This is a genomic window from Photobacterium sp. (assembly GCF_057456235.1).
In genome coordinates this window covers 61,579-86,348 of the sequence record NZ_JBVCPH010000006.1, presented here as the reverse complement: position 1 = coordinate 86,348, position 24,770 = coordinate 61,579, and the positions used below count along the sequence as shown (strand labels likewise).

Below are 24,770 nucleotides of genomic sequence, written 5' to 3'. Positions count from 1 at the left end.
TAGGAGATTCAGAACATGGGATTTAATATTTCATTGAGCGGTATTGGTGCGTCACAGAAAGATCTGAACACCACAAGTAATAACATTGCTAACTCTAATACCTATGGATTTAAAGAGTCACGTGCTGAATTTGGTGATGTGTACTCCAGCTCAATCTTTTCAAATGCCAAGACCACGACAGGCGGTGGTGTGCAGACGTCTGTTGTCGCACAGCAATTCCATGAAGGGTCGAGTATCTACACGAACAACCCGATGGATCTCCGTATCTCTGGTAGCGGTTTCTTTGCGGTGGCTGATGATAAGCTACAACCTCAGAATAATAGCCTGACACGTAATGGTGCTTTTCACCTTAACAAAGAGAACCAGATCGTTAACTCCGAAGGTCAGTACCTGCTGGGTTACGGCGTTGATCAGGAAACGGATCAGGTGATGTCTTACGAATCACAGGCGCTGAAGGTACCGGATCAGTTTGGTCAGCCACGAGCTTCTAAAAACATTGATATCGGGGTTAATTTACCTGCCGCGGCTGAAGCAAAAGATGCACAGAAATTTGATTTTAATGATTCAGATACCTATAACAAATCAACATCTGTGACCATGTATGATTCACTCGGTCAGCCATATAAAATGACGACCTATTACGTTAAAGATGCTGGCTCTGCGGCGGCAGATGACGCAGCGAATAGTGTTGCAAACCGCTGGGCGGCTTTCTATACCGTAACGGATGCCACCGGTGAGAAACAAGTGAGTGTTAATACCGCACCGGAAGGTGATGGTGAAGTCGCAACTGGTGCTGCAAATGCACCTGATAGCAGTGGCCATATTGGTACCTATATTGAATTTAATACCGACGGGTCTGTCAAGTCGGTGAATAATGGCCAGAAAATCGTGACCCAGAGTCTGGGGAAAGGTGACGGCGGGGCGGGACTTGAGCTAAATGGTGCCGACGATACCCAGACCTTAAATATCAATTTTGATGAGCCAACCCAGTATGCCGCCCCGTTTGAAATGCGTCGTTTCAGCGAAGATGGCGCTACCACCGGGTATCTGGCGAAGGTGGATATCGATTCTAAAGGCTCTATTGTTGCTACCTACAGTAATGGTGAAAACGTGACATTGGGTCGAGTGGGTATGGTACGCGTACCTAACGAGCAGGGGCTGGTATCTAAAGGCGGCACGCAGTGGGTAACAAGCCAGGACTCTGGCGCTGCTATCTGGGGAGAAGCCAGTCAGGGCGCATTTGGTGCCGTGAAAAGTGGCACACTGGAACAGTCTAATATTGATATGACCCAGGAGCTGGTTGATCTTATTACCGCTCAGCGTAACTTCCAGGCCAACTCCCGTGCCTTGGAAGTGGATAACCAGCTACAACAGACTATCCTGCAAATCCGATAACAATCAGAGGACCGGTTTATTTTTCAACATTGCAGCAATTCTGTTGAAAGATAAACCGGCCTTGGCACCATAAAACAGTTTGCCGCCTGACCATCAGGCGGCAAAGTTTGTTCCTATCCGTCATAAAATTGCCCTTTCTGATTTATTCATCACGCCTGTAACTCATCAAGATATTGATTAATATTCAATTATTATCATTGGCATACTTATTGCTTTGTTTTGTAGAGTTGAGATGGGAGAGTCATAATGGATCGTGCGCTGTATTTAGCCATGAGTGGTGCCAAGCAAGATATGTATGGTATGCAGTTACATGCCAACAACCTTGCCAATGTGAGAACAACGGGCTTTCGAGCTGATCTGGAGCAAGCGCGTAGTATGCAGGCATACGGCGAAGGTTTGCCATCTAGGGTCTTTGCGATGACAGAACGTCCCGGGCAAGATTTTTCGCAAGGCTCCGTTATGACAACCGGGCGCGATCTTGATGTTACCGTTGAAGGTGATGGCTGGCTTGCGGTTTTGGATGCCTCGGGTCAGGAAGCCTATACCCGTGCAGGCCACCTGAAAATAGACCAAACCGGTATGCTGCAAAACAGCAACGGCAATCTGATGCTGGGTGAAAATGGCGGCCCGATCTTTATCCCTCTCCCAATCAGCAAAATTGAAGTCGGTAACGACGGTACGATTTCGGTATTACCCCAGGGTGCGCCACCGGAAGCGATGGAAGTCGTCGATCGGTTGAAGTTAGTACGCCCGAATAATCGTGAGTTGTATAAAGACGTCAATGGCCTGTTCAAATCGAAAACACCGGATCAGGTATTTGATGCTGATGCGGGTGTCACCTTACTGAAAGGGGCGTTGGAAGGCAGCAATGTTAATGCGGTGGGGGAAATGACCAGTATGATCGATCTTCAGCGTCATTTTGAAATGCAAGTCAAGATAATGAAAACCGCAGAAGAAATGGACCAGGCGTCTTCTTCCCTGCTGCGTTTAGGCTAATCCGATAAAAGGAAACGAATATGCATCCAGCTCTATGGGTAAGTAAAACCGGTCTTGACGCCCAGCAAACCAATATCTCGACCATTTCAAATAACCTGGCGAATGCCTCGACCGTGGGCTTCAAGAAAAGCCGTGCGGTTTTTGAAGATCTGTTTTACCAGAATATTAATCAGCCTGGTGGTCAATCATCGCAGGATACCCAATTACCTACCGGCCTGATGCTGGGGGCGGGTTCAAAAGTGGTGGCAACACAAAAGGTCTTTACCCAGGGGAATACCCAAACGACCAATAACGCCATGGACATGATGATTGAAGGGGATGGCTTCTTTCAGATCCTCTTGCCAGACGGCAACATGGGTTATACCCGTAATGGTCAGTTTACCATCAATGGCGAAGGTCAGATGGTAACCACAGGATCCGGCTATGTGCTGCAACCTGAAATTGTTGTACCAGAGGATGCGGTGGGCGTTACTGTTGGTAATGATGGTGAAGTATCAGCGCGAATTCGTGGCCAGCAGGAAAATCAGGTATTAGGACAAATCACGACGGTTGATTTCATCAATCCAGGTGGCCTTGAACCTATTGGCCAGAACCTGTTTTTGCCGACAGGGGCGAGCGGTGATGCCCAGGAAGGTGTTCCGGGTCTTGATGGAATGGGGGCTATCCGCCAGTCGATGCTGGAAACGTCAAACGTGAATGTAACCGAAGAGCTGGTTAACATGATTGAAGCGCAGCGGGTCTATGAAATGAACTCGAAAGTGATTTCTACCGTTGATCAGATGCTGAGCTACGTGAACCAGCAGTTGTAACGGGGAGCTAAATTAACATGAAAAAGTTAATGGTATGTCTGGTGGTCATGCTTTCCGGTTGTGAAATTATGCCGCAGGTTCCGGAAGCGTCCGATGTTGCCCAAGCAACAACATCGGTTGATGCCGTCGAGGGTTCGGCTGGTCAAGGTTCGGATTTAATTGATATGCTCCGGCGTCGGGAGGATCCGCAGGCAGGCGACCCGGCCTGGAACACGGTTCGACCGCAACCTAAGCCCGAGCACTATGCAACGGCAACGGGTTCATTGTTTAGCCTGGCACAGGCACAAGATCTGTATGATGACACTAAGCCGCGCGGTATTGGTGATATCGTCACGGTATTGTTAGAAGAGAAAACCCAGGCGAAAAAAAGTGCCAGTACCGATCTTGATAAATCAACGGATTTATCGATGGATCCTCTGGTTTTAGGTGGCAAGCCATTGACAATTGGCGATCGCGACCTCTCTTATGAAGTGGCGAACGCCAATAAGTTTGCCGGCAGTACCTCTGCCGATCAAAGCAACAGTATCAAGGGCTCTATTTCGGTAGAAGTGATTGACGTACTGGCGAATGGCAACCTGATGGTTCGAGGCGAGAAATGGCTAACCCTTAATACGGGTGATGAATATATCCGAGTCAGTGGTACGATCCGTCCGGATGATATCAGCCAGGAAAATACCATTGCCTCAACCCGTATTTCAAATGCCCGTATTCAGTATTCAGGCACCGGTGACAGGCAAGATACCCAAGAACAGGGATGGCTGGCGCGCTTTTTTAACGTCAGCCTCTAGCAGCAATTCCACTCGCTGCAAGGTTATTTAAATTTTAAATTATTCGATAGTGAATTGCGGAGCGCCAAAGTGAAATTACGTACTTTTTGCATGAGTCTGACACTGATGCTGGCATTGCCACTGCAAGCTGCACGCATTAAAGATGTGTCAGAAGTCGCCGGGGTACGTAGTAACCAATTGGTGGGGTATGGGCTGGTTGTCGGTCTGCCGGGAACAGGCGAAACGACCCCCTTTACCGATCAGAGCTTTAACGCGATGCTGCAAAATTTTGGTATTCAGTTACCTGCCGGTACTAAGCCAAAGACCAAAAATGTTGCTGCGGTTGCCGTCAACGCCTCACTGCCGCCTTTTACCAAGCAAGGCCAGTCTATTGATATAACGGTGTCATCACTCGGTTCCGCCAAGAGCTTGCGTGGCGGTACCTTGCTGCAAACCTTCCTAAAAGGTCTGGATGGCAAAGTGTATGCAGTGGCACAGGGCAGTTTGGTGGTTGGCGGCTTCAGTGCAACGGGAGCCGATGGTTCGAAAGTGGTGGGTAATATACCGACGGTAGGACGAATTTCGAATGGTGCGATTGTTGAACAGGAAGTGCCTAACCCATTTGGTCGTGGTGACTTTCTTACCTTTAACCTGTTCGACTCGGATTTTACAACCGCGCAGCGCATGTCTGATGCAATCAATCAGTTTTTAGGCCCGCAAATGGCGGCCGCAGTGGATGCCACATCGGTACGCGTTCGTGCCCCTCGCGATGTCAGCCAGCGTGTTGCATTCTTATCAACGATTGAAAATATTGAGTTCAACCCTGCTGACGGCGCGGCCAAAATTATAGTAAATTCACGTACCGGAACCATTGTGGTAGGCCAGCACGTGAAGCTGAATCCGGCTGCGATTACTCATGGTGGTATGACCGTTTCAATTAAGGAAAACTACCAGGTTAGTCAGCCCAATGCTTTTTCCGGCGGGGAAACGGTTGTCGTGCCTAACTCCGATATTGAAGTGACAGAAGAAGATTCTCGTATGTTTAAGTTTGAACCGGGCGTCACTTTAGACGAGCTGGTGCGCGCTGTGAATCAGGTTGGAGCAGCCCCTTCAGACTTAATGGCTATCTTGCAGGCATTAAAGCAGGCGGGAGCCATTGAAGGCCAACTCATTATTATTTAAGGGCATGCCCGACCACAGAACCTAATACTCAGGACTGAAATTACATCAATGAAAAATATCGACACTGGCTTTGTCCATGACATTTCAAATTTAGAAAGGTTACGAGCAGGCATCAACGGGGACGAGGCAGGCTCACTACGTGCTGCCGCCGAGCAGTTTGAGTCGATTTTTACTCAGATGTTATTTAAGTCGATGCGTCAGGCCAACGAAGCGTTTGAATCTGATCTGATGAGTAGCCAGAACACGAAATTCTTTGAGCAGATGCATGATGAGCAGATGGCCAGTGAATTAAGTTCTACGGGATCGCTGGGGTTAGCCGACATGATTGTCGCGCAACTGGGCGGTGAAGACGCTCAGCAGACAGATAAAGTGCTACGTAATGCGGTGCATGATGGGCCACTGCGTCTGCCCGTCGACGGGCAGGGTAAAAAACCGGATCAGGCAATGGTGGATCAAGCGGCGGATGACGTATTCAAAGCGATGCAGGCCAGCACCATGAACATCGCTCAACCGCCAATGTTGGCAGCCAAAAGGCAACAAACGTTCGATACACCGCAAGATTTTGTCACCAAAATGCGCCCGTATGCCGAAAAAGCGGCCCGTGCGATAGGGACCGATCCTTCCGTGCTCATTGCTCAGGCAGCCCTTGAAACAGGCTGGGGGAAGAAAGTCATTAAAAATGCGGCAGGATCCAGTAATAACCTGTTTAATATCAAAGCCGATCCACGCTGGTCTGGCAACAAAGTGGCGACCAATACCTTAGAGTTTCACCAAGGTATTGCAGTGCAAGAAAAAGCGGCGTTTCGCTCCTATGATAATTATCAGGACAGTTTCAATGATTACGTTCGTTTTCTGAACGATAACCCGCGTTATTCGAAAGCGTTAGAACAACCTGCCGAACCCTCCCATTTTATTCGGAACTTGCACCAGGCCGGTTACGCGACCGATCCCAACTACTCCGATAAAGTTATCAGTGTCATGAATACTGTAAAATCATTGATGAAATAAACCTGTTTTGGAGAAAGCGATGCTTTCTCCCTCTCTGGCAATCCTTTGCCCCTTTCCGCTTCCCTCTGTCATGGATTATTTTAAAACCAAATAGAATCAATACTTTAATTTTAAAGTTCTATATTGGAATGATTTTTGCATTGCAATCAGGTAATTATTTGATTTACCAAACCTTATACTAACGGGAGGCGTTATGGCTTTTGATCTGCTCAGTCTGGGCTCTCAAGGTGTGCTTACTGCACAGCGGCAGCTCAATACTACCAGCCATAACATCAACAACGTTAATACCGAAGGGTATAGCCGTCAGTCAGTGGTTCAGGAAACCAATGATCCCACATGGTGGGGCGGTAGTCAGTACGGTACTGGGGTGCACGCGGCAGAAGTTCGCCGCGGTTACGATCAATTTGCCACCAATGAGCTTAACCTGACAACCACCAACTTAAGTTATGCCACTGAGCGGGAAGGGCAGTTAGGCCGTTTAGATAATATGCTGGCAAACAGTGCAAAAAAAATCCCTGAAGATATGAATCAATGGTATGACGCGGTAAAAGCCCTGTCTGACAGCCCTAATGATATGGGCTCACGCAAAGTCGTGCTTGAAAAGGCGAAATTGGTTGCCGCCGGGCTTAACGATAACCACACAATATTGGCACAGCAAAAAACAGTCGCTAATGACGTCTTGGCGCGTACCCTGGATCGCGTCAATGATATCGGAAAAGAACTGGTTGATATTCATAAAGCTTTAGTGAAAACACCCGCTTCAGGCGCTGATAATGACTTGATGGATCGCCATCAAAACCTGGTTAATGAATTGTCGCAATACACCAAAGTCACCGTGACCCGCAAAAACGATGAAGTCTTCAATATTATGATTGGCAGCGGTCATACTCTGGTTTCGGGTATTGAGTCCAGCGAGCTGCGTATGGTCAGCGGCAAGCCGGATCCACAGCAAACACAGTTGGCTGTTGTTGAGGGTAAGTCTTTAAAAACCATCCGAAATGATGACATTGGTGGCAAGCTGGCGGCACTGTTTCAGTATCGCGATGAAACATTGTCACAGGGCATGGATGAGATGGGACGCATTGCTATCGGTTTTGCCGATTCCGTTAATGAACTGCAATCGCAAGGTCTCGATCTCAACGGCCAGATCGGTGCCAACCTGTTTCATGATGTCAATGACCCCCGCTCGGCAGCTGCCCGAGCAAGAATACCTACCGGCTCTGGTGCCGATTTAAAAGTCTATATCGAAGATATTAATGCGTTAAAAATCGGTGAATACGATTTAACCTTTGATGGCAGTCAGCACACGCTGATTTCTCCTGACGGTGCCCGCCAGAACGTGATCCCTAGCGGTACGCCACCGACTTTCTCGATGGATGGCTTCCGGGTGGAGATGGATGTACCGATTGGGGCTGGCGAGCATATAGCGCTACGGCCGACCCGGAATGCGGCGGGTGAAATACGGGTGACTTTAGGCGATCCTGCCCAGCTTGCAGCACAAAGTTATTTAAGCTCCGCCACGAAAATTAATGGCAACGCTGATCTCGGTATTATTGCGGCAGGCACGCTGAATGAGTTTCAGGTTGCAGTGTCGCCGGATGCCAGCCAGTTTGCGGTGCTAGATATGAAAGGCAATATTCTGCAGGCCCCGCAAGCTTATCCGCCGGCCACAGAGGTAAACGTGGGAGGAACCCGATTCACCTTAACCGGAGGTGCAATCGGGGGCGATCTCTTTGCGGTTAACCTGAACGCTGCTTCTGGTGATAATGGTAACCTGATAAAAATGCAGGAATTACAGTCACAAAAACTCATGAATAACGGCCGTTCAACGGTGATTGATGTGTATGAAGGGCTCAATACCGAGATAGGGGTGCAAAAGGCCTCGGCGGCACGCCTGAAGGAAGTCGGATTAGTTGAAAAAGATGCGGCTGAAAGCCGGGTTGCAGAAATTGCAGGGGTAAACATGGATGAAGAAGCGGCCAATATGATGAAGTTCCAGCAAGCCTATATGGCATCGTCACGTATTATGACGGTGGCAAATGAAACCTTTGAAACCCTCCTCAATGCGTCACGATAAGGAGTTACATAAGTCATGATCAGCCGTGTTGCCAGCTTCCATAATTATCGCTCAGTGGCCAATGATATGAATCGTCAGCAAGTGAGGGTTCAGGAAAATCACCAGCAATTAGCATCGGGAAAACGCCTGCTAACGGCCGGTGATGACCCGGTGTCATCAATCTATATTCAGAACTTCGATCAACAGAATACCGTCATTGATCAGTCGATTAAAAGTATTACCATGGCGAGAAATCGCCTGAACAATGAAGAAACCGCTGTTGCTGAAGTTGAAAACTTGTTGGATGAGGCAAAGCGTAAATCCATGATGATGGTGAATGGTTCATTGTCTGGTGATGACCGTGTTGCACATAAACAGGATATGCAGGGGTTATACGATTCATTTATGAATCTGGTTAACAGCAAAGATGAGTCAGGTAATTTTGTTTTTGCCGGCACCCAATACAGCCAGCAGCCTTTTTTCCGTGATAACAGTGGCCATGTGACCTATGTTGGTGACAGTTATCAGCGGATGGCAAAAGTGGCCCCTTCGGTCGATGTTCCGGTCAATGATGCCGGTGATAAACTCTTCATGGAAGTCGCTAATCCATATGGTGACTACCAGGCTGATTACGCTCTGCAGAGCGGTTCATTATTGCTGTTATCACAGGCCAGCAATACTAACGATACTGATCAGTCTGAATATCGGGTGGCGTTTTCAACGTCCGGAGCCGGAACATCATACGAACTGTTTCAAAATGGCACGTTAGTTAATAGCGCTCCTTTTGATCCGCAAACCGGAATCCAATGGGGAACACTGCAAATTGATCTGGAAGGCGAGGTGACAGATGGTGATAGTCTGACATTAAATCGCCAGGAGCATATCAGTGTTTTCGATGCCTTTAAGCGGGGTATTGAGCTGGCGGATAAAGATGTGTCTGATGCCTCAGCCAGTGCAGAATTGCATCAGGTCGCAGAAGAGATGTCGCAAGCGTTCAAGCATATAAACCGAACACGCTCAGAGGTGGGTACTCGCCTGCAAACCTTAGATCGTCAGGAAGATATGCACCAGGATTTTAGAATCGTAATGAGCCAGGCTCGCGGCACACTGGAAGATTTAGATTATGCCAGTGCCGTCATTGAACTAAATGAAAATATGATGGCATTGCAGGCATCGCAGCAAGCCTTTGCTAAAACCAAAGACTTGAACCTGTTCAATTATATTTGATTGTCTCGAATGGTTTGTCTGGAAAAAGAAAAGCCTTTGTTGATGCAAAGGCTTTTTCTTTTTCTGCCCCCTACTCTTGCTGCATGGTTCGACTGTTATTCCGATTGGAATTACCCGATAGACTTAAAGGGCACGTTATTGCCGCCTTTATATATTGCCGTTGCCACCCATCATTAACATTATGTTATATAACGATTTTAATGTTGGCACGTTGTTTGCTTTGTTCTGGTCGGTGGCAAATTTATTGCCAATGAAAATTAATTTATAGCTGGCCCCGCTTCACTGTCTTTTGAACTGTTCGTTGCGGGTAGGCTGTTTCGCTTGAAAGCGAAAGTCAAAGGAGAGCAAAATGGGTGTAACTGTAAACACCAACGTGTCTGCCATGACTGCGCAGCGTTACCTGAATAAAGCATCTGGTGAGCTTAGCCAATCGATGGAGCGTCTATCCACGGGTAGCAAAATCAACAGCGCAAAAGATGATGCCGCGGGTCTGCAAATTTCCAATCGTCTAGTGGCGCAAACTCGGGGTCTGAATGTTGCCATACGCAACGCCAATGACGGTATTTCGATTGCCCAGACGGCAGAAGGTGCCTTGCAAGAATCCACCAGTATTCTGCAGCGTATGCGTGATCTGTCACTCCAGTCTTCCAACGGCGCCAACTCAGATGATGATCGTGAGGCAATTCAGCAAGAAGTCTCAGCGTTGCAGGACGAGCTGAACCGTATTGCGGAAACGACGGCGTTTGGTGGTCGTAAACTGTTGAATGGTCAGTTCGGCGAAGCGGCGTTTCAGATTGGTGCAGATTCCGGTGAAGCGATCATCATGGGCCTGACCAGCGTCCGTGCCGATGACTCGCGCATGGGGGGCGATATCATCAAGGCCAAAGGGATGGCGGGTGCTGACTGGCAAGCGGCTGCAGGTGATCAACTGGTCATTAAGGTTGCGGGCTCTACCGATCCTGTCTCAGTTAACATGATTGCCGGTGATGATATTGAAGAAGTGGCGACGCGAATCAATGGGCAACAAACCGCCGTTGTCGCCTCTGTCAGTGAAAAAGGTGAGCTTCAGCTTTTTTCCGAAAACGGAGCCGTCACCATTGATGGCACAACAAAGCTCGCGCAAGGCAAAGATGCGGCGGGCGCAAGTGTGGATCTGTTTAGTGGTTCAGCAAGTCAGTCAATCACGGTACAAAAAGTTGATGTAGGCACGGTTGGCGGTGCCCAGGAGGCTGTCGGTACGATTGATGCGGCACTGAAGTATATCGATACTCAGCGTGCGGATCTGGGTGCGAAGCAGAACCGTCTCGGCCATACCATCAACAACCTGGCCAATACTGCCGAAAATGTATCGACCTCGAACAGTCGTATTCGTGATACGGACTTTGCCAAGGAATCGACGCAGATGGCTAAAAATCAGATCTTGCAGCAAGCCAGCACCTCGATTCTGGCTCAGGCCAAGCAGGTACCACAGGCAGCACTGACGCTGCTGCAATAGTCTTCCCGCATTGAAATAAAAAACGGCAAAGGGGCAATCCCTTGCCGTTTTTTGTTGCCTGTTCCTGGCCTCCCGAACCCCAGAACGATTTTGTACATTATCGGGTTGATTTTTATTAACTTGATCACACTTCTTACGGTTTTCAAAATTTTCTAAAAAAAAACTTAAAGGTTTTCCTGAGCATGCCGTTACAACTCATGTACTAAGAATAACAAGGTTTTTCCGGCTGGGCTGGTCAAGCCATTTTGAATACTGAAGGAGATACATTATGGCAGTTACAGTAAACACTAACGTTTCTGCAATGACCGCTCAGCGTTACTTAGGCCAGGCAACTGAAGCAACTGGCAAATCTATGGAGCGTCTTGCGACAGGTAGCAAAATCAACAGTGCGAAAGATGATGCGGCAGGTCTGCAAATATCTAACCGTTTGATGACCCAGAGCCGTGGTCTGGATGTTGCGGTACGTAACGCCAATGACGGTATCTCTATGGCACAGACCGCAGAAGGTTCAATGCAGGAAACGACTAACATTCTGCAGCGCATGCGTGACTTGTCACTACAGTCTGCTAACGGTTCTAACTCTAAAGATGACCGTGTTGCTATCCAGGAAGAAGTGACAGCACTGAAAGATGAAATAAACCGTATCGCCGAAACCACCTCTTTCGGTGGTACCAAGCTGATGAACGGTACATTTGGCAGTCGCTCTATTCAGGTTGGTGCCGACTCAGGTGAAGCGGTACAGCTTACTCTGACTGATACTCGTGCTGATGCGATGAGTAGCACCGCAGTGAAAGGAACGGCTGGCGTTGGTTCTGACTGGCAAGTGTCTGCTGCGATGGCTGGTGAAGATCTTAAAATCAATGGCACAGCTGTTCAGATGAAAGAAGGCGATGACATTGAAGAGCTTGCGACCAAGATCAATGGTCGTGTTGATGGTGTGAATGCATCTGTTGCAACGATTATTGAACAAGATGCCAATGGCAACGATGTTGAAAAGTTAGCGCTACAGGTTGTTTCTGATTCAGATACCGCGATCACATTTGAAGGCGGAGCAACAACGGCTGCGCTAGGTCTGGCAGATGCTGCAGCCGGTGCGGGCAGTGCATCTGTTCAGGAGATCAACGTTGAATCGGTAGGTGGTTCACAGCAGGCCGTCGCCATTCTTGATAACGCCCTGAAGCAAATTGACTCTGACCGTGCGAAGTTGGGTGCGTCTCAGAACCGTCTGAACCACACCATCAACAACTTAGACAACGTTAACGAAAACGTTTCTGCTTCTAACAGCCGTATTCGTGATACTGATTTTGCGAAAGAAACAACGAATATGACCAAGAACCAGATCCTTTCTCAGGCTGCGACGTCAATTCTTGCGCAAGCAAAACAAGCGCCACAAGCTGCACTTAGCCTACTAGGTTAATTCCATTAAAAACGGCAAGGGGCCTTCCCTTGCCGTTTTCTGCTATATGCAGCTTTCAGAAAAGTAAGAAGGTGAATGATTATGGATATAAAACCCGTGTCAACTTCATCTCAGCCCTCATCGCTATCAAGAAATGGCACAAATGTTGCTAGTATTTCAGACGATTCTCGGGGCTTGCCATCAGCATCTAACCCCGTTAATGCCGCAGACCTTGATCACAGCAGTGATAAAGGTAAAGCGGACGTCCGTCGGGTAGAGCAATCGACGGAGCTGAAAAAGCATGGTGAGATCCAACGCGAACAGCTTGAGAAAATGGTTGAAAAAATCGAAGAGTTTGTCGGCACCTTGAATAAAGGCCTGGCATTTCGTATCGATGAAGAATCTGGTCGTGATGTTGTCACTGTCTATGAAAAACGAAATGGTGATGTGGTCAGGCAGATCCCTGATGAAGATATGTTGGAACTTTCCCGGCAGCTAGCATCGCATTCCGGGGGGCTGGTAACGACAAAAGTGTAACTCTGGTATCATTTGAGGTAGTCAATGAACATAGGCGCATCAGCCACCGCTTCAGGTCTTGATATTAACAACATGGTTAATAAGATCGTTGAATCTGAACGGGCTCCAAAAGAAGCGCGTATCAATCAGCAGCGAGATAAAGTTGATGTCAGTCTCAGTGCCTACGGGCGGCTGAAAGGTTCGTTAGATACCATGAAAAACCTGATGGCGGATTTTCGTCACAATGATGTATTATCTGCGCGAACGGCGAGTTCTAACGACACTGATGTTTTAACCGCTTCAGCCTCACCCGAAGCCATTCCCGGTAAATATACGGTTAACGTTCAACAACTCGCCCAATCTCACAAAATTGTTTCAAGCTCTTTTGATGAAAAAGAGAAATTGGGAGCGGGAAAACTTGCTATCGGCCTGGCAGGTACGCCGTTTACGGTTGATATCCCGGAAGATGAAAGCAAAATTATCGATGTTGTTCGGCTGATAAACCGACATCCATCTAACCCCGGAGTGATGGCATCCATCATTAAAGATGATGTCGGGGCGCGTTTGGTGTTGGCGTCTGATAAACCTGGTGAAGAAAATAGCATCAAGGTTAAAGTCGATGCGCCTTCATTCAGTACGTTGCAAAAGTTTGGTTTCAACAGCAACCATGACGTTAATTCCATGACTGAAATGCAGCCGGCGAAAGATGCCCGCGTGCTGATTGATGGGTTGGCGGTTGTCACCAGCAGTACGAACGTGATTGAAGATGCGATTAAAGGGGTTGATCTGAACTTAGCTCAGTTGACCGATGGCCTGGAAACGCCCCATGCTGTCGTGGATGTGAGTTATGATCGTAACCAGGTCGGTGGCGCCATTGAGCAGTTTGTGAATGCTTATAACCAGTTTTTTGATGTCAGCCAGCAACTTGGCAAGTTTGATCCACAAACTCAGGAAAAAGGCCCTTTAATGGGTGACACCATTATCCGTGCTGTCACCAACCAACTGCGAGCCGCTTTTTCGACGCCGGTCGATGATGCACCAGCGTCGGTTAAAACCCTGACGGAACTGGGCATCACCACGAGTATGAACGGCCGGCTGGAGGTCGATTATGATCTGCTGGACAAACAGCTTGATAAGAATTTTTCCGATGTCGGCGAATTTTTTGGTGGTCCTAATGGTTTTGCGCGCAGGGTTGAAGATTTGATCCACTCGCATACCGGGATCACTGGCAGTATCAGAGGGCGGGAAAACAGCTTAACAGATCAGGTAACGCGTTTAAATTCTGATCAGGCGAAGTTAGATCGTCGCATGGACAGCGTGCAAAAGCGCACCCATGATCAGTTTACGGCGATGGATTCAGCAATGGGTAAAATGCAGGGCCAGCTTGGTTCTATGATGAGCATGATGCCCCAGATGTAATGATTGAAGAGAGCCTTTATGCAACGTTTAAATCAGTTAGACAATGAACTGGAGGCGATTTTAGCTGTTGAAGGTGACGTTGCTTCTGATGAGTTGCAACAGTTATTGCAGCAACGCGAGTCTCTTTTACAACAGTTGATGGCTGAGCCTGAACGCTTAAATAAAGAGGAGTGGCAGGCTGCGGTTGAACGGACAACGTGTTTGCTTGCGCGGATCCGTCACCACAGAGATATGTCAGCAAGCCAACTACAACGACTACAGCACGGGCAACGCTCGATGCAGGTTTATAATAAATTTCGGTAAGGTAATAAAATGGCAATGAGAGGATCGCTACAGGCTTACAAACGAGTCTCAGTAGACAGTCAGTTAACGTCGGCATCTCCTCATCGGGTGATCCAGATGTTAATGGGCGGTGCAATAGAGCGCCTTATCCAGGGTAAATCCGCGATGCAGCAAGGTTCGATTGCTATCAAAGGCGAACGTTTGGGTAAAGCACTCGATATTATTATCAGTTTACGCAGCTGCCTGTCGATGGAAGACGGCGGTGAGATTGCGGCCAACCTTGACGCATTGTACGACTTCATGATCCAGCAAATTTACCTGGCAAACCAGGAAAACAAGCCTGAGCCGATTGATGATGTGATCGATATGCTACGTGAGATCAAATCAGCATGGGAACAGATCCCGGTGGATTATCACAACATGACTCAGCTTGATGTGTAGTCGTTATTCTTATCGTCTATAGTCAATGGGGATTGCTAGATAGTTACAGAAATCCCCTGAATAGATCCAATTTTAGCCAAAACCTGTCTTAGTTTATTTATTCCTTTGTACTGGGGTCACAGCTTTTATGCGTCCCCGGTTGCCTTCTCCTGTGCTTTTATTACAATAGCAGCCCATAACTTTTGGTTGCTGTTCCTCTCGAATACGCCACAAAATATAAAATTCTTATAAAGGCAGGCAATATCAGTCCTATGCAAGGTATAGCAAAGACCCTCGTTATTGATGACGATCTGCAGCACCGTCATGACCTCAGTGTGATTCTTAACTTTGTTGGTGAACAGCATGAAGCAGTATCAACCGATGAAGTAGAAAACCCACTTTGGGAAAGGGCATGGGGTGCCTGTTTACTGGGTAAAATTAGTTCCAATAAATCACTTAAGAAAATTCTGGACTACTTACGCATTCATAATCATATCCCGGTGATTGCCTTATCTGATCATGCCCGCGACTTAGCAGGGCTGACCAACTATGTGGGTGAGTTAGAGTTACCGCTAAATTACGGTCAGTTAGCCGGTGCATTACGCCATTGTCAGGAGTTTCTTGGTAAGCGTACTTTTCAGGTGCCTCAGATCGGGCGCAAGAATGTGTTATTCCGCAGCATGGTGGGGCGCAGTGAAAGCATCAGCCAGGTACGACACCTTATAGAGCAAGTTGCATCAACAGATGCCAGTGTTTTGATCCTTGGGGAATCCGGTACCGGTAAAGAAGTTGTTGCGCGCAATATTCATTATCACTCTTCTCGTGGCAACGGCCCATTCGTGCCAGTTAACTGCGGTGCTATTCCACCGGATCTGCTTGAAAGTGAATTGTTTGGCCATGAAAAAGGGGCCTTCACCGGGGCGATTTCTTCGCGCAAGGGACGTTTTGAGTTGGCTGACGGAGGCACGTTATTTCTCGATGAGATCGGTGATATGCCGATGTCGATGCAGGTGAAATTACTGCGCGTGCTTCAGGAGCGTTGTTTTGAGCGGGTGGGGGGAAATGCGACCATTAAAACCAATGTCCGCATTATTGCGGCGACACACCGTAATCTCGATGCAATGATCCTCGAGAATACCTTCCGTGAAGATTTATACTATCGCTTGAATGTGTTCCCTATTGAAATGCCGGCGTTACGTGAACGTATTGAAGATACGCCGCTGTTGCTGCAAGAACTGCTGGCAAGAATGGAAGCGGAAGGCGCGAAGTTAATCCACTTTACGCCGCGGGCGATTACTTCATTGATGGAGCATGACTGGCCAGGCAATGTTCGCGAACTGGCGAATCTGGTTGAACGCCTTCTTATCCTGTATCCGGGGGAAATGGTCGATGTGAATCATTTGCCGGTGAAATATCGCTATAGCCATATTCCTGACTTCCAGCCAGAAGAGAATTTTCTGTCGACAGAAGATCAGGAACGTGCAGCATTAGCCGATATGTTCGCCTCTTCATATAGTGAACAGGAAGAAATCTTAGGCTTAAATGATCTGCCGTCGGAAGGGGTAAACCTGAAAGAGATGCTGGCTGAACTTGAAGTAGAGATGATCTGCCAGGCACTTGAAGCTCAGTCGGGGGTTGTTGCCCGTGCCGCTGATATGTTAGGTATGCGTCGAACGACTCTGGTTGAGAAAATGCGTAAGTATGGTTTAAACAAAGAAGAATTACGTTAAATTGTCACTTTTTTAGGGCGGGTGTCATTTTATTGACCCTGCCAAAGCCCTTTCCTCTTACTCAACCTGTTGATACTATTGGTTTTAATTTGGCATGGAAAATGCTTAATTAAGCATTTTATGTACTTTTGTTAGGTATCGCATGGGTGAAATCGAATCTCCGCTAGGAACGTTAACTCAGCAAATCAGCCGTTATAAACAAGTACTGGATGTCATGCCTGCGGGAGTGATTCTACTTGATCCGATGGGGTGCGTATGTGAAGCAAACCCAGAGGCTCACCGGCTGTTAGAAGAGCCGCTTGAGGGAGAGCGCTGGTTCTCGGTGATCCAGCGTGCTTTTGCTCCTCAGGAGGATGACGGTCATGAAGTCTCTTTACGTAGCGGACGTAAGGTTAAATTAGCGATTTCTGCTTCTGATGCCGGTCAGCTGATTCTGATCACCGATATGACCGAAACTCGTCTGCTGCAATCCCGTTTCAGTGAAATGCAACGGCTATCATCTCTGGGGAGAATGGTCGCTTCTCTGGCACATCAAGTGCGTACCCCTTTATCAAGTGCGATGCTGTATGCCTCTAATTTATCGGCACCTAACCTGAATACCCAGACCCGACAGCGCTTTCAGACGAAATTAGTTGATCGCCTTCACGACCTGGAGAAGCAAGTCAATGATATGTTGCTGTTTGCCAAGGGCGGAGACAACAAGGTGGTAAACCGCTTTGACCTCGAGAGCTTGCTTAACGAGCTGGAACCAATGGTGGAGGCGCAGGTGGTGGCGAACCAGGTCGACTTCAGTATTGATTGCGATGATGAAAGTGCAATGATTTTGGGCAATGCCAATGCACTGGCCAGTGCATTAAGTAATGTGATCACCAACGCGATTCAGATGTCGGGTAAACAATGTAAAGTCGCGGTAAGTTGCACCCGGTATAACAGTGATGTCTATCTGTCGGTAACCGATAACGGGCCGGGTATCCCGGCTGATATGCAGGCGAAAATATTAGAGCCGTTTTTCACGACTCGTCAGCAAGGAACCGGATTGGGGCTGGCGGTGGTACAGATGGTAGCAAATGCCCATAAAGGTCACCTTTTATTAAAGTCAGAACCAGGCCACGGGGCGTGTTTTACTTTAAAGGTTCCCCTTGCGGAAAATCAGGCACCGCTGCAGGTTAATACCTGCTCGGACAGTGAACAACAGGCCTTGAAGCAGGCAGCGCTAGGAGAATTTCGATGAATCAAAGCCGTGTATTAGTCGTAGAGGATGATGAAGGCTTGCGTGAAGCCTTGATTGATACATTAGCGCTGGCGGGGTACCAATGGATAGAAGCAGACAGTGCAGAACAAGCTTTACTGATATTGAAATCGGAACCTGTTGATATTGTCGTTTCTGATGTGCAGATGGCCGGTATGGATGGCTTGGGGTTATTACGTAATATCAAACTGCACTGGCCGAAGACACCAGTTTTGTTAATGACCGCTTACGCCAACATTGAAGATGCGGTATCAGCAATGAAAGAAGGGGCGATTGATTATATGGCTAAGCCATTTGCCCCCGAAGTACTGCTCAACATGGTGAGTCGTTATGCGCCAGTCAAGAGTGAGTCAAGCCATGCTATTGTCGCTGATGAGAAGAGCCTCAAACTACTCGCTTTAGCTGATAAGGTCGCGAAAACGGACGCCAATGTAATGGTGCTAGGCCCGAGCGGTTGCGGTAAAGAGGTTATGTCGCGCTACATCCATGATCACTCCAATCGCAGCGAAGGCCCATTTGTTGCCATTAACTGTGCGGCGATCCCGGATAATATGCTGGAAGCCACGTTATTCGGCTATGAAAAAGGCGCATTTACCGGGGCCGTGCAAGCGTGTCCGGGAAAATTTGAGCAAGCCCAGGGCGGCACTATTTTACTGGATGAAATCAGTGAGATGGATTTAAACCTGCAAGCAAAATTGCTCCGGGTGTTGCAAGAGCGTGAAGTCGAACGCTTGGGCAGTCGTAAAAGTATCAAGCTGAATATCCGTGTTCTGGCAACCAGCAACCGCGATTTAAAACAGTATGTGGCGCAAGGACATTTCCGCGAAGATCTGTATTATCGTCTGAATGTGTTTCCGTTAGTCTGGCCGGCGCTGACAGATCGTAAAGGTGATATCGTGCCGTTGGCACAATATTTCACTGAACGCCATTGTATGAAACAAGGGTTACCGGTACCGGTACTGAGCCAGAGTGCGCAAGTGAAATTGCAGCAATACGGGTGGCCGGGCAATGTACGTGAGCTTGATAACGTTATTCAGCGTGCATTAATTTTATGTGACAGCCTCAGTATTGAAAGCGGACATATTTTACTGGAAGGGCTGGACTGGCTGGATGCGCACAGCCTGCAATCCGCGGTACAATTGCATACGACAGTGCAATTACCTGCAGAACGACCCACTGTTGAACCTGTCTCGGTTGCAGCGTCACGCGACGGACTAGGAAATGAACTTCGCGAGCAGGAGTTCACCATTATTCTCGATACCATTAAAAGCTGTGAAGGCCGACGTAAAGACGTGGCTGAACAATTGGGCATCAGCCCGCGAACATTGCGCTACAAGTTAGCAAAAATGCGCGATGCCGGAATTGAGATCCCACTCTGATAAGATTAAGCGTGATTTATTACGGCTTATTAATAAAACTGGCGTTAAGTTTGCCATTTAATGAGCAAAAGCAGTGCTAATCGACACCATCGTCAATATAATGACAGCGCGAGGAAGACAATGAACGTCAATGGACTACAAACAGAAATGCAAAGCCTGAAGCTGGAAGCGCAAAATACCTCTCGCCCGGCAACGGGACAGCAGGTCAGTGCCGATTTTGGTGCATTGCTTAACGATGCGGTTAAGTCGGTTAATCAGCTTCAGGGGCAATCGAGCGATCTCAGCACCCGGTTCGATCAAGGGGATCGCAGTGTATCGTTATCCGATGTGATGATTGCAAGAAATAAATCGAGTGTTGCTTTTGAAGCTACCGTACAGGTTCGCAATAAACTGGTGGAAGCTTATAAACAATTAATGAATATGCCAGTGTAATCCAGGATATAGTTAGTGTCGGAACAAACACCAAACCACGAATTAGCTGTAGCGGGAAATGCACCGGCTCCTGTTGTCACAGACAGTGAACTCGATCTGCATAACCCCGATGCAGAAGAAAAAAGCGCCACTCGTGTTGATAGCCTGTTAGGCAACCTGGACTTATTACGCCAGGTTATTCTTGTGCTGTCTGTTGCTATCTGTGTGGCATTAATTGTCATGGTGGTGATGTGGATAAAAGAGCCCGAGATGCGTCCGCTCGGCACCTATTCCACAGATGAACTTATTCCGATCCTTGATCATTTTGATCAGAAGAAGGTGAACTACAAACTGGAAGGGAACACGATTCGTGTTCCGGCTGATGATTTTGCTGCAATTAAGCTGGACTTAACCCGTACGGGGTTAAATTCGGTGGTGTCCGAAGGCGATGATATTTTGCTGCAAGACATGGGCTTTGGTGTTTCCCAGCGTCTTGAACGTGAGCGGTTAAAGCTTAGTCGGGAACGTCAGCTTGCTCGTGCCATTGAACAGATCCGTCAGGTACGCAAAGCCCAGGTGCTTTTGGCGATGCCTAAGCAAAGCGTGTTTGTACGTCATAATCAGGAAGCGTCAGCAACGGTGTTTCTGACCTTGTCATCAAATGGCATGCTGGGTCAGCAAGAAGTTGACTCCATTGTTGATATGGTGGCAACGGCTGTTCCTAACCTGAAACCAACCCGAGTGACGGTGACCGATCAACATGGTCGGCTGTTGAGTTCGGGCACTGAAGATCCGAGTGCGACGGCGAAGCGTAAAGAATATGAATTAGAGCGTAAACAGGAAAAAACCTTGCGTGAAAAAATTGACGCAATTTTAATTCCTGTTTTAGGGCTGGGAAATTATACCTCTCAGGTCGATATCTCGATGGATTTCAGTGCGATTGAAGAAACGCGTAAACAGTTTGATCCTGCGACGCCATCAACCCGCAGTGAATATACGCTGGAAGATTACAATAACGGCAATGTGGTTGCAGGCATTCCCGGCGCATTAAGTAATCAGCCTCCTGCAGACTCATCTATCCCGCAAGACATTGCTGATATGCAGTCAGGCAAGGGGTCAAACAACGGCTCTGTTCACCGTGAAGCCACCCGTAACTTCGAACTAGATACCACGATTAGTCATAAGCGGGCCCAATCAGGCACGATCAGTCGTCAGACCGTATCTGTGGCGATCAATTACAAGCAAGTGATTAACCCTGAAACCGGTGAAATTACCCGCGTCCCGGTCAGTGAAGCTGATTTGGTTAAAATCCGCAGGTTGTTAATGGGCGGGGTTGGGTTTGCTGAGTCACGGGGTGATCTGCTGGAAGTCATCTCAGTTGCATTCGCGGTACCGGAAGAGATGCAATTGGTTGATTTGCCTATTTGGGAGCATCCGAATTTCAATAACTGGATACGCTGGCTGGCTGCCGCTTTGGTGATTATCGTCGTAATCATCGTGCTGGTTCGTCCGGCGATGAAAAAATTGTTGTATCCGAACCAGGCCTCAGATGGTACGCCGCTTGATGCAAATGGCTTACCGATCCTTGCCAATGGCGAAGAGGGGGTTGGTTTGATTGGTGCTGAGCTCGATGGTATGGAAAGTTTTGAATTGAGTAGCAGTAATATAGATTTGCCAAACCTGCATAAAGATGAAGATCTGCTAAAAGCGGTCAGAGCGTTGGTGGCAAATGAGCAAGATTTAGCAGTGCAAGTAGTGAAAGGTTGGTTAAACGAAGATGGCTAATGAAGTTGCAACCACTGAAGATAAAAAATTTGATGTCATGACCTTAAGCGGCACTGAGAAAGCAGCGATCTTATTGCTCAGCCTCAGTGAACAGGACGCGGCCAGTATTATTCGTCATCTTGAACCGAAACAGGTCCAGCGAGTCGGTAGCTCGATGGCAAGTATGGCAGATTTGAGTCAGGAGAAGGCCTCTGCAGTACATCGCCATTTCCTCGAAGATATTCAGAAGTACAGCAGTATCGGTACGGGCAGCGAAGATTTTGTCCGTAATACCCTGATTGCTGCGTTAGGTGAAGATAAAGCGAATAACCTGGTTGATCAGATCCTGATGGGCAGTGGTTCTCGCGGGCTGGATTCATTGAAGTGGATGGATCCGCGGCAGGTTGCCAGCATTATTCTTAACGAGCACCCGCAGATCCAGACTATCGTACTGTCATACCTGGAGCCTGAGCAGTCTGCCGAAATCATGTCTCAGTTCTCAGAGCGTGTCCGGCTTGATCTGATGATGCGTATTGCCAATCTTGAAGAAGTTCAGCCAGCAGCATTGCATGAACTGAATGACATCATGGAGAAACAGTTTGCCGGTCAGGCTGGTACTCAGGCGGCCAAAATTGGCGGCTTGAAAGCAGCGGCTGAAATCATGAACTACCTCGATAACAATGTCGAAGGCTTGTTGATGGATCAGATCCATGAAAATGACGAGGATATGGCAACACAAATCCAAGATCTGATGTTTGTATTTGAAAATCTTGTTGAGGTGGACGATCGCGGAATCCAGTTGTTACTGCGTGACGTACCGCAAGATCTGCTGCAGAAAGCCCTTAAAGGTGCTGATGATACCCTGCGTGAGAAAATTCTCCGTAATATGTCAAAACGTGCGGCAGAAATGCTGCAAGACGACCTGGAAGCAATGGGTCCTATCCGTGTGGCCGATGTGGAAGCGGCACAGAAAGAAATTCTTTCTATCGCCCGTCGTCTGGCCGATGCCGGTGAGTTAATGCTCGGAGGTGGCGGTGGTGCTGATGAATTCCTGTAAGCTAATCAGATCTTGTCCTAGGTTATCAGTATGACGAATGAACGCCGCCGTGGTTTTCTTCGCGTATCTGAACATCAGGCTCAGGAGCTTGAACGTTGGGCGTACCCTGACTACAGCCAGCAGCGAGAGGCACCCAGTGATAATGCCCTTAACTACGATCCGAGCTGGCAGTCAGAGGAGCTTGAAGAGGAAGAAGAACAAGGGCCTCCCCCGTTAACGGCTTCTGACTTAGAAGATATCCGTCAATCAGCCTATGACGAAGGGGTTGCTGAGGGTAAAGCAGCCGGGCACGCTGAAGGTTTCGAGGCCGGCAAGGCCGAAGGACTTGAAACGGGGCTGGTGGAAGGCCGTGAGCAAGGGCTGGAACAAGGGCTGGAGCAGGGGCAAACCCAAATTAGTGAGCAGGTATCGCATCTTATGCAGTTGATTGAGCAGCTTGCCACGCCATTGCAACAAATCGATACCGATGTGGAAAATCAGGTTCTGAATCTGGTAACCAGCCTGACCCGTGAATTAATTCGGGTGGAAGTACAGACTAATCCTCAAGTTATACTCAATACCATCCGTGAAGTGATTGCTACTCTACCGATAGCCGAGCGCCAGACAAAGTTAAGTCTTCACCCTGATGATCTTGACGTGGTGCGCAAAGCATATGGCGAAGAGGATCTGACCGAGCGAAAGTGGTCATTACAGGCGGAGCCGTCACTCAGTCGTGGTGATCTTCAGTTGAAATCACAGGACTCCACGGTCGATTATTTTATTGAAGATCGTATTCGCCATTTATTGCAACAATTTAGTGGAGCCAACAGCCAGCCGTCAGGAGGGCAGTAATGTCTTCGTCATTGGCAATGCGACTCTCTCAATACCAGACTGAAGGCTTAGCGTGTCGCCCTGTTGCTTCCGGACGACTGGTCCGCGTTGTCGGTTTAACGTTAGAAGCCATTGGCTGCCGTGCGCCTGTTGGCAGTCAGTGCCGCGTGGAAACCTTAAACGGTGAGATGGAAGCTGAAGTTGTTGGCTTCTCGGGTGAAACCTTATTTCTGATGCCCAGTGAACAGCTGACCGGAGTGATGCCTGGCGCCCGAGTGACGCCGGTATTACAGGACAGCGGCTTACCTGTCGGGCCGGAATTATTAGGCCGGGTGATCGACGGCGTCGGTAATCCACTTGATGGTCTGGGCGAGATATTTACCGCCACCCGCGCCCCTTTTAATGCCGCGCCGATCAACCCATTAGCGCGTAAGCCGATCAAAGAGCCGCTTGATGTGGGTATTAAAGCCATTAATGGTTTGCTTTCGGTTGGCAAAGGCCAGCGCATCGGATTGTTTGCCGGCTCAGGTGTCGGTAAGTCGGTGACCCTCGGCATGATGACCCGCGGCACGACAGCCCAGGTTGTTGTAGTCGGGTTGATCGGCGAACGTGGCCGGGAAGTAAAAGAGTTTATTGACGAGATCCTCGGTGAAGAGGGACGCCAGCGTGCCGTGGTAATAGCGGCACCTGCTGATGCGTCACCTTTAATGCGTTTAAAAGGGTGTCAGACTGCTCTGACAATCGCGGAATATTTCCGAGATCAGGGGCAAGATGTTCTGTTATTGATGGATTCACTGACTCGATTTGCTCAGGCCCAGCGTGAAATCGCCTTGTCGGTGGGCGAGCCTCCGGCGACCAAAGGGTATCCGCCCTCAGTATTTGCCAAGTTACCGGCGCTGGTAGAGCGGGCGGGGAACGGCAGCGAGAGCCAGGGGTCAATTACAGCCTTCTTTACTGTGCTGACCGAAGGAGATGATTTACAAGATCCCATCGCCGATGCCTCGCGGGCGATCCTCGATGGTCACATTGTCTTATCCCGAGAAATGGCCGATGCCGGACATTATCCGGCCATCGATGTTGAACGTTCGGTTAGCCGTGTAATGCCTGCGATTGTCAGTGACGAGCACATGTTGATGTCAAAAGCCGTGCGGCAGATATTGTCCATTTGCCGCAAGAATCAGGATCTGGTTTCAATCGGTGCGTATAAACCCGGAACGGATCCCAGTATCGACCAGGCCTTTATCTTCAAGCCAAAATTAGACGCTTATCTGCAGCAGGAGATGAAAGAGTCTGTACCATACGATATGTGCGTCAATATGTTGCGCTCAACCTTAAGTGGCTAATCAAACACAAAGACACCGCAATTATGTTGAAAGATAAACAAGCGCCCCAAGGCTAATGG

22 protein-coding genes are annotated in these 24,770 nt (G+C 48.4%); all 22 read left to right on the top strand.

All coding sequences use genetic code 11. The features are described 5' to 3' along the window. The first annotated feature begins 15 nt into the window (after window positions 1-15). The 22 genes from flgE to fliI all read left to right on the top strand — a co-directional run bounded on the left by flgE (window position 16) and on the right by fliI (window position 24,711). Window positions 16-1,395, top strand: a complete 1,380-nt coding sequence (flgE, locus tag AC2204_RS08615) for a flagellar hook protein FlgE (protein ID WP_318925111.1) — start codon at window positions 16-18, stop codon at window positions 1,393-1,395. A 246-nt stretch (window positions 1,396-1,641) separates the two neighbouring features. Beyond that, on the top strand, window positions 1,642-2,391 hold the full coding sequence (gene flgF / locus AC2204_RS08610; protein WP_318925110.1) for a flagellar basal-body rod protein FlgF: 750 nt from the start codon (window positions 1,642-1,644) through the stop codon (window positions 2,389-2,391). 20 nt (window positions 2,392-2,411) lie between these two features. Further along, window positions 2,412-3,200: a flagellar basal-body rod protein FlgG gene (gene flgG / locus AC2204_RS08605; RefSeq protein ID WP_318925109.1), complete on the top strand. Its 789-nt coding sequence runs from the start codon at window positions 2,412-2,414 to the stop codon at window positions 3,198-3,200. A 17-nt stretch (window positions 3,201-3,217) separates the two neighbouring features. Then, entirely contained in the window at window positions 3,218-3,988 is a 771-nt protein-coding gene (gene flgH, locus AC2204_RS08600) for a flagellar basal body L-ring protein FlgH (protein WP_318925108.1), read from the top strand. Window positions 3,989-4,078: 90 nt separating this feature from the next. Continuing rightward, window positions 4,079-5,149 carry a flagellar basal body P-ring protein FlgI gene (locus AC2204_RS08595; RefSeq protein WP_318925252.1) on the top strand — a complete coding sequence of 357 codons (1,071 nt, stop codon included), beginning with the start codon at window positions 4,079-4,081 and terminating at the stop codon, window positions 5,147-5,149. 48 nt (window positions 5,150-5,197) lie between these two features. Further along, window positions 5,198-6,157, top strand: coding sequence for a flagellar assembly peptidoglycan hydrolase FlgJ (flgJ, locus tag AC2204_RS08590; protein ID WP_318925107.1), 960 nt, complete (start codon window positions 5,198-5,200; stop codon window positions 6,155-6,157). A gap of 193 nt (window positions 6,158-6,350) precedes the next feature. Further along, window positions 6,351-8,234, top strand: coding sequence for a flagellar hook-associated protein FlgK (flgK, locus tag AC2204_RS08585; RefSeq protein WP_318925106.1), 1,884 nt, complete (start codon window positions 6,351-6,353; stop codon window positions 8,232-8,234). Between the two features lie 15 nt (window positions 8,235-8,249). Next, the gene (gene flgL / locus AC2204_RS08580) at window positions 8,250-9,440 is read left to right on the top strand and encodes a flagellar hook-associated protein FlgL (protein WP_318925105.1); all 1,191 of its coding nucleotides are present in this window, start codon (window positions 8,250-8,252) and stop codon (window positions 9,438-9,440) included. A 349-nt stretch (window positions 9,441-9,789) separates the two neighbouring features. Continuing rightward, window positions 9,790-10,935: a flagellin gene (locus AC2204_RS08575; RefSeq protein WP_318925104.1), complete on the top strand. Its 1,146-nt coding sequence runs from the start codon at window positions 9,790-9,792 to the stop codon at window positions 10,933-10,935. 268 nt (window positions 10,936-11,203) lie between these two features. Continuing rightward, entirely contained in the window at window positions 11,204-12,352 is a 1,149-nt protein-coding gene (locus tag AC2204_RS08570; RefSeq protein WP_318925103.1) for a flagellin, read from the top strand. A gap of 81 nt (window positions 12,353-12,433) precedes the next feature. Next, window positions 12,434-12,868: a flagellar protein FlaG gene (locus AC2204_RS08565; protein ID WP_318925102.1), complete on the top strand. Its 435-nt coding sequence runs from the start codon at window positions 12,434-12,436 to the stop codon at window positions 12,866-12,868. A 24-nt stretch (window positions 12,869-12,892) separates the two neighbouring features. Further along, window positions 12,893-14,266, top strand: coding sequence for a flagellar filament capping protein FliD (gene fliD, locus AC2204_RS08560; RefSeq protein ID WP_318925101.1), 1,374 nt, complete (start codon window positions 12,893-12,895; stop codon window positions 14,264-14,266). A gap of 18 nt (window positions 14,267-14,284) precedes the next feature. Continuing rightward, window positions 14,285-14,569 (top strand): flagellar rod protein FlaI, encoded by a 285-nt coding sequence (locus AC2204_RS08555; RefSeq protein WP_318925100.1) that lies wholly within the window; start codon window positions 14,285-14,287, stop codon window positions 14,567-14,569. A gap of 15 nt (window positions 14,570-14,584) precedes the next feature. After that, the gene (fliS, locus tag AC2204_RS08550) at window positions 14,585-14,989 is read left to right on the top strand and encodes a flagellar export chaperone FliS (protein ID WP_318925251.1); all 405 of its coding nucleotides are present in this window, start codon (window positions 14,585-14,587) and stop codon (window positions 14,987-14,989) included. Window positions 14,990-15,240: 251 nt separating this feature from the next. Then, window positions 15,241-16,698: a sigma-54 dependent transcriptional regulator gene (locus AC2204_RS08545; RefSeq protein ID WP_318925099.1), complete on the top strand. Its 1,458-nt coding sequence runs from the start codon at window positions 15,241-15,243 to the stop codon at window positions 16,696-16,698. A gap of 142 nt (window positions 16,699-16,840) precedes the next feature. Further along, window positions 16,841-17,929 carry a sensor histidine kinase gene (locus AC2204_RS08540; RefSeq protein ID WP_318925098.1) on the top strand — a complete coding sequence of 363 codons (1,089 nt, stop codon included), beginning with the start codon at window positions 16,841-16,843 and terminating at the stop codon, window positions 17,927-17,929. Further along, the gene (locus AC2204_RS08535; RefSeq protein ID WP_318925097.1) at window positions 17,926-19,326 is read left to right on the top strand and encodes a sigma-54-dependent transcriptional regulator; all 1,401 of its coding nucleotides are present in this window, start codon (window positions 17,926-17,928) and stop codon (window positions 19,324-19,326) included. The genes AC2204_RS08540 and AC2204_RS08535 overlap by 4 nt, the downstream gene beginning before the upstream one ends. A 120-nt stretch (window positions 19,327-19,446) precedes the next feature. After that, window positions 19,447-19,758, top strand: a complete 312-nt coding sequence (gene fliE / locus AC2204_RS08530; protein ID WP_318925096.1) for a flagellar hook-basal body complex protein FliE — start codon at window positions 19,447-19,449, stop codon at window positions 19,756-19,758. Window positions 19,759-19,773: 15 nt separating this feature from the next. Next, window positions 19,774-21,522, top strand: coding sequence for a flagellar basal-body MS-ring/collar protein FliF (fliF, locus tag AC2204_RS08525; protein ID WP_318925095.1), 1,749 nt, complete (start codon window positions 19,774-19,776; stop codon window positions 21,520-21,522). Beyond that, complete coding sequence (fliG, locus tag AC2204_RS08520) at window positions 21,515-22,558, top strand: flagellar motor switch protein FliG (RefSeq protein WP_318925094.1); 1,044 nt, start codon at window positions 21,515-21,517, stop codon at window positions 22,556-22,558. The genes fliF and fliG overlap by 8 nt, the downstream gene beginning before the upstream one ends. Window positions 22,559-22,588: 30 nt before the next feature. Then, window positions 22,589-23,389: a flagellar assembly protein FliH gene (gene fliH, locus AC2204_RS08515; protein ID WP_318925093.1), complete on the top strand. Its 801-nt coding sequence runs from the start codon at window positions 22,589-22,591 to the stop codon at window positions 23,387-23,389. Beyond that, window positions 23,389-24,711, top strand: a complete 1,323-nt coding sequence (gene fliI / locus AC2204_RS08510) for a flagellar protein export ATPase FliI (RefSeq protein ID WP_318925092.1) — start codon at window positions 23,389-23,391, stop codon at window positions 24,709-24,711. The genes fliH and fliI overlap by 1 nt, the downstream gene beginning before the upstream one ends. The last annotated feature ends 59 nt before the right edge of the window (window positions 24,712-24,770 follow it).

Coding starts and splice junctions, on each gene's coding strand:
- flgE (WP_318925111.1), top strand. CDS start 16: ATGGGATTTAATATTTCATTGAGCGGTATTGGTGCGTCACAGAAAGAT.
- flgF (WP_318925110.1), top strand. CDS start 1,642: ATGGATCGTGCGCTGTATTTAGCCATGAGTGGTGCCAAGCAAGATATG.
- flgG (WP_318925109.1), top strand. CDS start 2,412: ATGCATCCAGCTCTATGGGTAAGTAAAACCGGTCTTGACGCCCAGCAA.
- flgH (WP_318925108.1), top strand. CDS start 3,218: ATGAAAAAGTTAATGGTATGTCTGGTGGTCATGCTTTCCGGTTGTGAA.
- AC2204_RS08595 (WP_318925252.1), top strand. CDS start 4,079: ATGAGTCTGACACTGATGCTGGCATTGCCACTGCAAGCTGCACGCATT.
- flgJ (WP_318925107.1), top strand. CDS start 5,198: ATGAAAAATATCGACACTGGCTTTGTCCATGACATTTCAAATTTAGAA.
- flgK (WP_318925106.1), top strand. CDS start 6,351: ATGGCTTTTGATCTGCTCAGTCTGGGCTCTCAAGGTGTGCTTACTGCA.
- flgL (WP_318925105.1), top strand. CDS start 8,250: ATGATCAGCCGTGTTGCCAGCTTCCATAATTATCGCTCAGTGGCCAAT.
- AC2204_RS08575 (WP_318925104.1), top strand. CDS start 9,790: ATGGGTGTAACTGTAAACACCAACGTGTCTGCCATGACTGCGCAGCGT.
- AC2204_RS08570 (WP_318925103.1), top strand. CDS start 11,204: ATGGCAGTTACAGTAAACACTAACGTTTCTGCAATGACCGCTCAGCGT.
- AC2204_RS08565 (WP_318925102.1), top strand. CDS start 12,434: ATGGATATAAAACCCGTGTCAACTTCATCTCAGCCCTCATCGCTATCA.
- fliD (WP_318925101.1), top strand. CDS start 12,893: ATGAACATAGGCGCATCAGCCACCGCTTCAGGTCTTGATATTAACAAC.
- AC2204_RS08555 (WP_318925100.1), top strand. CDS start 14,285: ATGCAACGTTTAAATCAGTTAGACAATGAACTGGAGGCGATTTTAGCT.
- fliS (WP_318925251.1), top strand. CDS start 14,585: ATGAGAGGATCGCTACAGGCTTACAAACGAGTCTCAGTAGACAGTCAG.
- AC2204_RS08545 (WP_318925099.1), top strand. CDS start 15,241: ATGCAAGGTATAGCAAAGACCCTCGTTATTGATGACGATCTGCAGCAC.
- AC2204_RS08540 (WP_318925098.1), top strand. CDS start 16,841: ATGGGTGAAATCGAATCTCCGCTAGGAACGTTAACTCAGCAAATCAGC.
- AC2204_RS08535 (WP_318925097.1), top strand. CDS start 17,926: ATGAATCAAAGCCGTGTATTAGTCGTAGAGGATGATGAAGGCTTGCGT.
- fliE (WP_318925096.1), top strand. CDS start 19,447: ATGAACGTCAATGGACTACAAACAGAAATGCAAAGCCTGAAGCTGGAA.
- fliG (WP_318925094.1), top strand. CDS start 21,515: ATGGCTAATGAAGTTGCAACCACTGAAGATAAAAAATTTGATGTCATG.
- fliH (WP_318925093.1), top strand. CDS start 22,589: ATGACGAATGAACGCCGCCGTGGTTTTCTTCGCGTATCTGAACATCAG.
- fliI (WP_318925092.1), top strand. CDS start 23,389: ATGTCTTCGTCATTGGCAATGCGACTCTCTCAATACCAGACTGAAGGC.